The organism is Virgibacillus kimchii, from assembly GCF_055379185.1.
In genome coordinates, this window is record NZ_AP043951.1 from 4,170,189 (window position 1) to 4,182,419 (window position 12,231).

The following is a 12,231-nucleotide window of genomic DNA, read 5'->3' on the forward strand; positions in this document are numbered from 1 at the left end:
TCATTTTTTTGCGGCTTTCTTTTTCATCTCCGGAAAAGGAAGCTTTTTTTACAGAGCTTGAATTTGTCAACATGTACCATAGAGAATTTGTGCCTGTTTTCTTATAATAGAGTTAAAGGCTGATAGAGACCTGCGGTAGTATGTCAAGAGAAAAATGTTAAATTATTTAATTGTCAAGGTTCAATTTGCTTAAAAAAGGCATCAAGAAACTAGACCAGTAAAATAATGTAAATTACTGGAAATAACACAAAGGATATTAGAAGCAATTTAGCTTCATATATTCACGCTCCTTTTCGGCGTGTAGATTTGGTGATTACGTAGTAGCGCATCCACCAAACGCACTAATTTTCTTGCGGTTAGAACGAGGGCTCTTTTGTGTTGATGTTTCGGTACTTCTCGATACTTCTTTTCATAATACACTTGGTATTCAGGAATCTCTCTTCTTACCCGGTTGGCGGCTTCAACTAAGTAATATCGGAGATACTGATTACCATTACGTGATAGCGAAGTATCATCAGCCGTAAAGCGCCCTGATTGGTGTTTACGCCAATAAAGGCCCGCATACTTTGCGATTTTTGTTTCACCTTCAAAACGGTCTATCTGCCCAATCTCAGCGATAATGCCTGCTGTAAATACTGGACCTATACCAGGTACCGTTTGAAGTGTTTGAGGTAATCCAGCCATAATTCGCTTGATCGCTTTATCAATCTCTTTTACTTGCTTTTGAAGAGTCCTTATGACCTCAATAGTAGTGCCAAGAATGATGTCTATAGAGTCCTCTACAACCTTATCTAGGCGATAGGAAGAACGAACAGCTTTATGGATTGATTTAGCTACACACTCTGGATCATCAAAGCGGTTCCTGCCTTTCTCTTGAAGAAATGCTGCTAAATCTTCTATTGGCATTTGCGCCAGTTCATCAAGGCTGTATTTCTCATAAAACAGCTCCATCATGGCATTGCCGAAGACAGAAGACTCCACTTCCTCTGTGAAGGTGTTGCATTTAAAACTTAAGTGCTGAAGAAAGTGTTGTTTTTCTTTAGTTACTTGACGGATGAGTTGGTAACGAGAGCGAGTAAGTTGTTGAAGCGCAACATACTGCTGCTCTTTAACAACAGACATTGGCAAACGCCCAAAGCGTAAATAATCGGCAATGACAAACGCATCAATTTCATCCGTTTTGTCCATATCACTGTAACTCTTTTTAAAGTTCGCAATCTGTTTGGGATTCATAACGAATACTTCTGTACCAAGTGCCTTAAGCGTTTCATCATTATGTAAAAACATGGATGGATGAAAGCTATAAACTGAAGTAGATTCAAGACCAATTTTAATCAAATGGCTTTTTTGGCTTTGTATACTCTCTAAAATAGAATCACGTAAAACAGTGGCACCAGGCAAATCATTGGATACTGTGAAGGAACGAAGTTTCTCTCCTTCACCATTTAGAAAACAAACCTTAATATCAAAAGAACTAACATCTAGACCAACAAATAATTTCATGGGGGGAATTCCTCCTTTCGATTTAGAATCATTGGTACTTATTTCTTGGACGCCCTGAGATATCCCTAGTGTGAACGTCGATCAACAACCTCGTGTATAAGTACTATCCCTGATTCGAAAGCCGCCCTAGAGCTACTACCATCCAGGTTCGATAATCAGGGTGCACAGCCTGCGAGTAGGAAGGTCCGCACGTACACTGGGAAACAGTCTTTCTAATGTGGTCGAGCCACAAGGGGGAAAAGAATTGTCCCAAATGATCCTAAGACCATTATCTAGAAATATCTCAGGACATCCAAGAGATTTGACTATATTTTTATAAAAGTAAGAATCTTATAGGCTCAAAATTATGGGCCTAAATATACTATACGAGGGGGTACAGCGATGTGAAGAAAAAGAGATGGTTAAAAATCGGGATTGGTTTACTTTCCATCCTGCTAATAATAGATATTGCTGCAAGTTTTTATTTTTATAATTTAGCTATTGAACGGAATGTAAAGGATTTTCTATCTGGTAACTCGGACCTGGAGGTTTCCGCAGAGGCCATGGATGTTTTTATAGATGGTGGATGGCGTGATTGGGCGGATCAACAGGATTTCGAGCAATGGGAATTGAATGCATATGATGATATCAAACTGCAGGGTTACTTCCTGGAGGCAGAGGAACCGACCAATAAGACGGCTGTCTTTGCTCATGGATACCTCGGGCGTGCAAGGGATATGGCCTTATATGGGCAATATTATTATGAAGAGCTCGGATACAATATTTTTACGGCGGATATGCGTGGACATGGACAGAGTGAAGGGGAGTATATTGGTTTTGGCTGGCATGACCGGCTGGATTATATAGGTTGGATTGATCTCCTGCTGGAAAAACAGGGAGCAGATACAGACATTGTATTACATGGCTTGTCCATGGGTGCTGCTGCAGTGTTAATGGTGAGCGGGGAAAACCTTCCCGAAAATGTGAAAGCAGTAGTTGCCGACAGTCCTTATGGAAGCGTGTATGATTTGTTTGATTATCAGCTTGGCCGCATGTTTCATCTGCCGTCCTTCCCGATCCTTCCGACGACAAGTTTGGTGACACAAATGCGTGCCGGATACTCACTGACAGAGGCATCGGCGATGAATCAGGTGAAAAATGCAGAAGTTCCCATCCTTTATATTCACGGGAATGAAGACACCTTTGTGCCAACATTTATGGCAGAGGAATTATATGAAAATACGAAAAGTGAAACGGAAATTCATCTGTTCGATAACGCAGGGCACGGAGAAGCGTTTGTAACACAGGAAGACAAGTATACAGAAATTTTGAATGCTTTTATTGAGAAATATATGGATTAGGAAGAGGCTGGGACATAACTAATTTTATTGGAGAAAAAACCAAACAAACCACTTGCCCAGCTCCGGGAATATACGAGACTCCTTGAAAATGCTATGCATTTTCTCACGAAGATGTAATGCTGCCGAAGCGTTACTTGTCCAGCAGGATAAAAGGCATCGATGAGACCCCGCAGGGCAACATTAATGAAGGCCGACTAAAAACGCCCTTTGCGGGCAACGTCGGCATACCCCTTGTCGGGGCAAGGAGGCTCATCAGCCGCCTGCGGCAAAGAAGACACTAAGAAAACGAACAACGGGAGTTTGATTAATGCTTTTCGGTGGGACGAGCATTTACGCGCAGTCCCAATGCTTTTCGGTGGGACGAGCATTTAGCGCAGTCCCAGATGTCGCACTTGTGCCCGTGGTGAAAGCGAAGTGTATTCCCGGAGCGGCCGGTGATACTCTATCACCATGATTTGTTCGGATTTTCTTCTAGGACGTTAAAGTTATGTCCCAGCCTCTTTGCTGTTTGAAGAAAAGAAAATAATTATTGTTGTATAAATATAAAAATACTTGCATATTTATGTATGAAAATCTATAATAATGAATAATTATCAGCAAAATAAGTTGATATGAAACTTGAAGAAAAAATGCAGTCAGACAATCAGAGGAGAGATTTTCATGTGGAATAAAAAAATGCCGGAAAAAGTGCTGGTTATAGGATCAGGTCCAATTGTGATCGGGCAGGCAGCTGAATTTGACTATGCAGGCACACAGGCTTGTCTCGCACTGAAAGAAGAAGGTGTTGAAGTAGTACTGGTGAATAACAATCCGGCAACCATTATGACTGATGAACAGATTGCCGATACGGTGTACATGGAACCTTTAAATATAGAAACTCTGGAAAAAATAATTGCCAAGGAACGTCCATCAGGGATGATTGGCACGCTCGGCGGACAGACCGGCCTCAACTTAACCGTGGAATTATATGAAAAGGGTGTGCTGGACCGTTACGGTGTAGAACTGCTGGGAACGAGTGTGTCATCCATTCAAAAGGGAGAGGACCGGGAAAAGTTCCGTCAGTTAATGATTGATATAGGAGAACCTGTATCTGAGTCAAAAATAATTTCAACGCTGGAACAGGGAATGGAATTTATCCGTGAAATCGGTTATCCGGTTATTCTACGTCCGGCCTATACATTGGGTGGAGAAGGCGGAGGTTTTGCCAATAATGAGAGGGAGTATATAGATCTGCTGCAGAAAGGCTTAAAACTGAGTCCGATTAATCAGGTGCTTGTGGAAAAAAGCATTAAAGGGTGGAAGGAAATTGAGTATGAGGTGATGCGGGATTCCTTTGACCAATGTGTGATCGTCTGCGGGATGGAAAATATCGACCCTGTCGGCGTTCATACAGGCGACTCCATTGTGGCAGCACCGACACAAACACTTTCAGTATCACAGGAAAATATGCTGCGGGAATCTTCCAAAAAGGTGATTAGAGCATTGGATGTTGTTGGCGGCTGTAACATTCAATTTGCCCTTCATCCGAATACAAATGAATATTTTATCATTGAAGTGAACCCAAGGGTCAGCCGATCTTCAGCATTGGCATCCAAGGCCACAGGCTATCCAATCGCACATATTTCAACCATGTGTGCACTCGGTTTTGCCCTGGATCATATTCAAAATCCAATGACAGGTATATCCACTGCATTGGAAGAGCCACTGCTCGATTATACTGCAGTAAAAATTCCGCGCTTTCCGTTTGATAAGTTTACCGAAGCAGATCGGACGCTTGGTACACAAATGAAGGCAACCGGAGAAGTCATGGCGATTGATGTCACTTTTGCAGGGGCTTTGAATAAGGCGGTCCGCTCACTGGAGTTGAATAATTATAGTCTTCATTGGCCCGGATTTTCTGATTTGTGTTCAGCTGAAATTAAGCATTTGCTCCAGGAGCCGAATGATCTGCGACTGTATGCGATTGCTGAAGCTTTTTCAAGGGGGATGAATAAGGAGGAGATTCAGCAGTTAACGGAGATTGATCCGTGGTTTCTCGAAGAAATTGAAAGTGTCATAGATTTGGAAAAATCAATAGCAGGGTGGACGTTGGCAGATCTGCCTGAAGCGTTGTTACTTGAAGCGAAAAAGATGAACATCAGCGACTACCGGATAGCACAATTAATCGGGGTTACAGAAACAGAGCTCAGAGAGAACTACAGACAAAAATCGCTGCACCCTGTTTATAAAGCTGTACAGACAACAGGAGAAAAGGGTGCCGCACATTCCTATTACTACTCTACCTGGAATGATGGTCAGGAAGATGAACCCGGGAGTGGGATGGAAAAGAAAATCCTCGTTTTGGGTTCCGGTCCCATCCGGATCGGACAGGGAGTGGAGTTTGATTATTGCTCTGTGCATGCTGCGCTGGCGGTAAAGAAAATGGGATATAAAGCAATTGTGATCAATAATAATCCTGAAACAGTGAGCACGGATTACAGTGTTGCGGATCGATTGTACTTTGAACCATTGGCTGAGGAGGATGTTCTAAGGGTCATTGAAAAAGAAAATGTGGAAGGCGTGCTTATTCAATTTGGCGGACAGACTGCTATTAACCTGGCAGACCATTTGCGGAAAGAGGGAGTCCATATTTTTGGCACACTTCCTGAACATATTGATCAGATGGAGGACAGGGAGCAGTTTTATCACTTTTTAAACAGGTTGAATATCTCCCATATAACAGGTCATATTGTTCACCGTCCGGAAGATTTGACAGGCTCTGTCCAGGAACTTGGCTTTCCGGTACTTATTAGACCATCCTTTGTTATCGGCGGGCAATCCATGTTCATTTGTTATGATAAAAATGAGTTGGAAAAATATGTCCATCGCATACAAAAGGATACGAATGACCAATGCTGGCCGCTGCTCATTGATCAGTATATACCCGGGAAAGAGTGTGAAGTGGATGTCATCAGTGATGGGTATGAAACGATCATTCCAGGAATATTTGAGCATATTGAAAAGGCCGGGGTGCACTCCGGGGACAGCATAGCCATCCACCCGCCGGTTTCGCTGACTGAAAATGTAAAGAAGAAAATCATTCATATTGCACAGCTGATCAGCAGGAAGCTGCCGATCATCGGCATGATGAATATCCAATTTGTTATTAAAGATGAACATGTGTATGTGCTTGAAGTCAATCCACGCGCATCACGTACCGTGCCGATTATGAGCAAGGTGACGAAGACTCCAATGACAGAGTGGGCGGTTAAAGCCCAACTTGGAGCCGGGCTCGGGAAAGAAGCCGGTCAAGTGAATGAAGGGGGGGAGCCTGATTATTTTACCGTGAAAGCACCAGTGTTTTCAGCGAATAAATTAAAAGGTGTTGACCATGTATTGGGTCCGGAAATGAAATCCACCGGTGAAATTATTGGTATTTCTTCCTCCAGACAGGAAGCTTTGAAAAAAGCAGTTACTTTTTCCTATGATGCAAAATCCTTTTTAAAGGAAGGGAACAGATTATTTGTTTCTGTATCCGATCGGATGAAAGAGGAAAGTATGCCGCTGATACGTCTGCTGAATGATATGGGGCTGGTGGTAAATGTCACAAAAGGGACTGGGGAATATTTGACAAGGTCAGGTGTGAAGCCGGAAAAGGTTGTTGAAACAAAAGAAGCATTACTGGATTACTGGAAGGAAACACCGCCTGATGTTGTATTAAATATTGCCAGCCAGGGACGAGAAAAAGAAAAAATGGGCTATTTCATCCGGGAACTCGCTGTCCGGCATCAGACCCCATACTTTACCAGTCTTGAAACATTAATGACAATGGCGCAATGGCTAAAAGAAGATAAAACGGAAGAACCGCCCGCCTCACTGAATTCCTATACCATAGGTCTGCGTTTGGCCCGGGCATAAACAAGGAGACGGTTCTCCTGTAGCAAATGCCACGAGAACCGTCCCTATGTTTTATCATTATAAATATGTGTCAAACCATCGGCAAATATGGTTCAGCCGTTCCAGACGCATTTCCGGTTGGCCGCTTCGGCTGAGTTCATGATTGGCTTCCGGAAAGCGGACAAATTCCACATCTTTACGCAAATGCTTCAATGTAATAAATAGCTGTTCCCCCTGCTCAACAGGACAGCGGAAATCCAGCTCGCCATGTAAAATTAACAGCGGGGTTTCCACATTTTCCGCATATTTCAGCGGGGAAAAGTCCCAAAGTTTTGCCGGGTCATCGAGTAAATTTAATCCATGCTCCCATTTGGTGAAAAAGAATCCGATATCACTTACACCGTAAAAACTGAGCCAATTGGAAATGGAACGCTGGGTGACAGCCGCTTTAAAACGATTCGTATGACTGACAATCCAGTTCGTCATAAAGCCGCCATAGCTTCCGCCGGTAACACCAAGGCGATTTTCGTCAATAAAACTGTAGTTTTCCAGTACATAATCGACAGCGCTCATTAAATCAGTATAATCACCGCCGCCATAATCCGTCCGGCAGGCATCGACAAACTCCTGGCCATAGCCGTGGCTTCCGCGCGGGTTTGTGTACAGCACAACGTAACCTTTAGCTGCCAAAAGCTGCAATTCATGGAAGTAGGTTTGCCCGTACATAGCGTGCGGCCCGCCATGGATCTCCAGTACGAACGGATATTTTTTCCCTTCCGTAAACCCGTATGGCCGGAGCAGCCATCCCTGGATTTTCCAACCATCTTCAGCAGTAATGGATATTGTTTCCGGTTCTGATAAAGCAACTTCATTCATAAGGTTTTTATTGCTATCTGTCAGCTGCCTTAATTCTCCGGAACTATTTAACTGATAGAAATTACATGGATCTGTTGGTGTGCTGATGCCGAGAATGAAAGTTTCCGATTCAGCATGATAAGAGAAACCGAATACATGATTATCATTATTATAGATTACATCCAGTTTGCCGTCTAACTGTACTTGATACAGGCCGGTGGCGCCAAAGTCTGTGGCAATAAAAAATAATCGCTGCTCATCACTGGACCAGACAGGGCCGGTTTCCGACTGGCCAAGCCGTGTATCGCCAATCATGACATCACCCAGCTGCATATCCCAGTCAGTACCTAAATCAGTACGTTTCTTTGTTGCCATGTCAAATAAATAAAGCTTGTTTAATGTTGCCCCTTTGTGCTCAAATTCATGACCGAGACAGGCAATTTTATCTCCTCCTGGTGAAAAGGAAGCGCTGTGGTAGCTTCCATTACCACTGGTCAGTTGTGTAATTTCTTTTGTTTTTACATTTACCGTAAACAAATCATTCTTTAGTTCATAATCGGCATTCTCACTCAAGTTAGCGGAAAATAGGACAAGTTGCCCATTCGGCGAAATGTCCTGATATAGATGGTCTGCATCATGATCGGTCAGCTGTGTAAAAGTTTCGCTGTCCACGTCGAATAAAATGAGTTGTGTACGTTTACTATCATGAAATCCTTTTGCATCTGATTTATATTTCAGGCGATTAACGACAAGTGGCTTTTTCTTTTTACTTTCCTGCTCTTTTTGCTTTTCCTCTTTGGTAAGTTCTTTCTGATTTTTGACATCATCATCTGAATCAAGTGGTGCGCTGAATATAATGGATTTCCCGTTCCTGGACCAGGCAGGAGTTGAAACGCCATTTTTAAAGGTTGTCAGCTGTCTTGCCTCCCCGCCATCCATGGAAAGCATCCAAAGCTGGGGTGTACCACTGCGGGAAGAAACAAACAATCCTTTTTTCCCGTCCGGGGAAATGCGCAGCTGGCTGTTTTTATGATTGCCAAACGTCCATTGTTTAGCATGACTTTCCTCCAGGTTTTGATAAAATAAATGAGATTCATATTCTTTGTCTTTATTAATCGTTGTCGAAACATATGTATAGCTATTTCCATCAGGTGCATATTGCGGATCGCTGAAAACTTCAATGTTCGTCAGGTCTTCTGCCGTTAAAGCCCGTTTATTGTTATCCATATAAACCCTCCTTTTCATCTATTAGTTTGATTTTAAACTAATTCGGATTACGAATCAATTGAGGTTTAGCTTGGTTAAGTAATTATTCAATTCTTTTCGTCTTTTAAAAATAAGGATATTTTTATTTTCCAGCTTGGAAAGTCTTTCGTAGATAAGAGGTACTTTTTTTCTGTTAAATTGCTTAACATATTGAAAAAATTCCCAGTCCAGTTTTTCCGGACAATCTTTTCCCATATCGGGTCTTGTTTGTTTGTGGTATTGGATTCTGCGCTTTATAATACCATACAAACAAGTGATTGTTTTGTAGTTTAAAAAGATAATAGTGTCTGCCTGTTGTAATCGTAAATCCATTGTTTCACCGTAATTTCCATCGATAATCCAACTGTCATTTTTCTCTAATATCTTCGTAGTTTCATTTATTAACTCCTCTCTGCTTATGTTTTTCCAGCCCGGTTTCCAAAAAACAGCATCCAGATGATAGGCAGGGATATTCAATAGAGTGCTGAGTTGCCGGGCCAGGGTTGACTTTCCCGCACCGCTGCTGCCAATGATAGCAATCTTTTTCATGTTCTGCCCCCCTTATATAATTGTGAAAGGATGATAGCATAAATTTATGTTGCAGATTGGTGAAAGCCGGTAAAAAAGAAACACCCGGGGGATTTCATCCAGGTGTTTTTCGTGTTTAAGCATGAATTTTATTTTCGGTTATATTGGCATCCTTTTCAAAGGCTTCCTGAAGTTGTCTCGTAATGGTGCCGGGCTTCCCGTCTTTTATTTCTGTGTTGTCCACTTTAACAATCGGCATAATTTCCGACGTGCTGCTCGTTAAAAACAGCTCATCTGCCAGTTGAATATCCTCCACTTGAAAAGCTTCCTCTTTAAATGGGATGTTCAGCTCTTTTGAAAAATCCTCTACACGCATACGAACACAGCCATGAAGGATATTGTTTGTTGCAGGATGAGTATAAATCTCGCCATCCTTTACCATATATACATTGGAAGAACTGCATTCGGTTACCAGTCCGTCCTTGTGAAGGATCGCTTCATATCCACCTTGTTCTTTTGCTTCCTGTTTTGCCAAAACATTCGGCAAAAGGTTCAGGCTTTTGATATAACAGTATTCCCAGCGAACATCCCGGTGGGTAATCGTACTGACCCCATTTCTTAAGAGTTCCACGTTACGCGGAAAATCTTCAATATAGGCATACATGTTTGCCGTTACGTCCTCACCCGGAAAAACATGATCTCTCGGTGCGGACCCGCGGGAGACCTGTAAATACATTTTACCGTCCGTTGTCATCTCATTTTTTTGGAGCAATTTCAATAACAAATCCGTAAGTTTCTCATGACTTACATCAAGCTTAATCTTTACCGCTTCTGCTGAGCGGAATAATCGGTCGACATGCTCCTTCAGTAAATGGTATTCTCCCTGATAAATTCGGATAACTTCATACACACCGTCTCCGAATTGCAGTGCTCTTTCCTCGTATGGATACTTTAAACTGTCCCGGTGCGTGAACTTCGTTTGGTTCATAATGATTGGATAAACTGACATTGGTTTGCCCTCCCTGTTATCTAAAGCTATTTTATACCGTCTGAGATTGTGTGTAAACCTATACATTCCCTATTGAAATTTTTGTTGTATGAAGTGATTAATGTCACAGATTTAGGTTTGGAAGTACTTTTATAATGGTATATAGAAATAAAATGGGGTGATGAAAGGTGGAACCACTGCTTACCAGACTGAATGAAACAGATTACCGGAATCTACTGGATAACTCCCGGCCCATGGAAGTAAATAAAGGTGATATTATCTATAAAGAAAAAAGTCCATCAGATTATTTATATTTCATACATACTGGAGAAATTCGCATATTTAAAAAAATGGGTCGAGATAAAGAACTCACTATTTTTATCAGAAAAGAAAATGATGCTTTTGGGGAAATTGGTGTTTTCGGCGGGGGAAATTACTCCAATACGGCACAGGCTCTGAAGAAAAGCATGGTATCTGTGATTAAAAAAGGGGAAGTGGAGAACTTAATTGAAGCCAACGGAAAACTGGGCTTGCATTTTACGAAGTGGGTAGCAGAATCCCTTGAAATCAGCAAAGCTAAAATAAGAGACTATATTTCCTTTGGATCAGAAGGAGCAGTGGCATCCGTATTTGTACGATATTCCAATATGAATGGGATTGTGACAACAGAAGGAGTACGTCTAACCGAGCCGATCATGATCAGAGACATCAGCATGCATATCGGAATTTCGAGAGAAACAGTAAGCCGGGTCGTCAGCAAATGGAAAGAACAAGGTGTTATCTCCAACAATAATAAATTTTATATTATTAAAGACATGGATTATTTTAAAAAGCTCTTGGCCTGTGAGTACTGTGGTGTGGAAAACTGTGTAATATAGAATGTTTGAAAATAACCAGGAAGCTTTAATTGTTTGCTTCCTGTTTTTGCTGGAAATTTTTCATTTGTACCTGAGTTTTCATGTTAAGTCCCAAGTGTAAAGTTCTATCTTTTTCGGGTTCAGGAAGCCGTTCTTTTCATTTTTGTCGAAAAAAGTGAAAAAACCTATTGATTTCAGTTAAATGACTTGCTATAATTGAAACTGTTATTTCAGAAAAGCACGAGTTAACCACTTGCTGCATAGCTAATGATCGTACAGGTATCGACCGGAACTTAGTCATAAGTGACTCTAACTGAATATAATATAATACCATGCGGGTGTAGTTTAGTGGTAAAACCTCAGCCACGAGCAATGCATCCACCGAATAAGCTTCGAGTTGCCCCGAAGCACGAAACATCTTTGACTACTCTTGCAGATGCAGGGGCATGTTGGGCGGAAGTAAATCTAATTGAATATATCATAATACCATGCGGGTGTAGTTTAGTGGTAAAACCTCAGCCTTCCAAGCTGATGACGAGGGTTCGATTCCCTTCACCCGCTCCATACATACATGTCTTAACGCAGTATTTCGTAGATCGGCTACGAAGTATTGCGTTTTTAATATTTACGGCTAGTTGAATGAAGATACGAGCAGACAGTGTTTTTCATTCAGAAATATAATAGAGAGATATCTATGCTACAATAGCGCCCTCCAATGGTACGTCATTTAGTATGAAATATAAAATGACGACACATAGAGCTGTTCTAAGGTACGTCATTAGTTTAAATTTCCAAATGACGTACGATAGCGCCCTCCAATGGTACGTCATTTAGTGTGAAATATAAAATGACGACACATAGAGCTGTTCTATGGTCCGTCATTAGTTTAAATTGACCAAATGATGTATCATAGCGGCCTCCAAAGGTCCGTCATTTAGTGAGAAACATAAAATGACGACACATAGAGCCGTTCTATGGTGCCTCATTAGTTTAAAATGACCAAATGACGTACGATAGCGCTCACCTAAGGTCCGTCATC

The 12,231-nt window shown here is 41.8% G+C and carries 7 protein-coding genes and 1 tRNA gene; 4 read left to right on the forward strand and 4 right to left on the reverse strand.

The window, feature by feature from the left end; genetic code table 11:
- Nucleotides 1-273 precede the first annotated feature (273 nt).
- Nucleotides 274-1,503, reverse strand: coding sequence for an IS110 family RNA-guided transposase (locus tag ACZ42C_RS20375; protein ID WP_464891275.1), 1,230 nt, complete (start codon nt 1,501-1,503; stop codon nt 274-276).
- A gap of 383 nt (nt 1,504-1,886) precedes the next feature.
- Here ACZ42C_RS20375 and ACZ42C_RS20380 point away from each other — a divergent pair, with 383 nt between their 5' ends.
- Together ACZ42C_RS20380 and carB are read left to right on the forward strand one after the other, a co-directional pair.
- Complete coding sequence (locus ACZ42C_RS20380) at nt 1,887-2,843, forward strand: alpha/beta hydrolase (RefSeq protein WP_461182126.1); 957 nt, start codon at nt 1,887-1,889, stop codon at nt 2,841-2,843.
- Nucleotides 2,844-3,503: 660 nt separating this feature from the next.
- A complete protein-coding gene (gene carB / locus ACZ42C_RS20385) occupies nt 3,504-6,740 on the forward strand; it encodes a carbamoyl-phosphate synthase (glutamine-hydrolyzing) large subunit (RefSeq protein ID WP_461182125.1) in 3,237 nt (1,078 codons plus the stop codon).
- 57 nt (nt 6,741-6,797) lie between these two features.
- Here the strand turns inward: carB and ACZ42C_RS20390 are convergent, their stop codons facing one another.
- The 3 genes from ACZ42C_RS20390 to dat all read right to left on the reverse strand — a co-directional run bounded on the left by ACZ42C_RS20390 (nt 6,798) and on the right by dat (nt 10,356).
- On the reverse strand, nt 6,798-8,801 hold the full coding sequence (locus tag ACZ42C_RS20390; RefSeq protein ID WP_461182124.1) for a S9 family peptidase: 2,004 nt from the start codon (nt 8,799-8,801) through the stop codon (nt 6,798-6,800).
- A gap of 54 nt (nt 8,802-8,855) precedes the next feature.
- A complete protein-coding gene (locus ACZ42C_RS20395) occupies nt 8,856-9,368 on the reverse strand; it encodes a DNA topology modulation protein (RefSeq protein WP_461182123.1) in 513 nt (170 codons plus the stop codon).
- Nucleotides 9,369-9,483: 115 nt separating this feature from the next.
- The gene (dat, locus tag ACZ42C_RS20400; RefSeq protein ID WP_461182122.1) at nt 9,484-10,356 is read right to left on the reverse strand and encodes a D-amino-acid transaminase; all 873 of its coding nucleotides are present in this window, start codon (nt 10,354-10,356) and stop codon (nt 9,484-9,486) included.
- A 167-nt stretch (nt 10,357-10,523) separates the two neighbouring features.
- On the opposite strand from dat, the gene ACZ42C_RS20405 reads away from it, so the two are divergent.
- Nucleotides 10,524-11,213, forward strand: a complete 690-nt coding sequence (locus ACZ42C_RS20405; protein WP_461182121.1) for a Crp/Fnr family transcriptional regulator — start codon at nt 10,524-10,526, stop codon at nt 11,211-11,213.
- Nucleotides 11,214-11,682: 469 nt separating this feature from the next.
- A tRNA-Gly gene (locus tag ACZ42C_RS20410) sits at nt 11,683-11,756 on the forward strand.
- Nucleotides 11,757-12,231 lie beyond the last annotated feature (475 nt).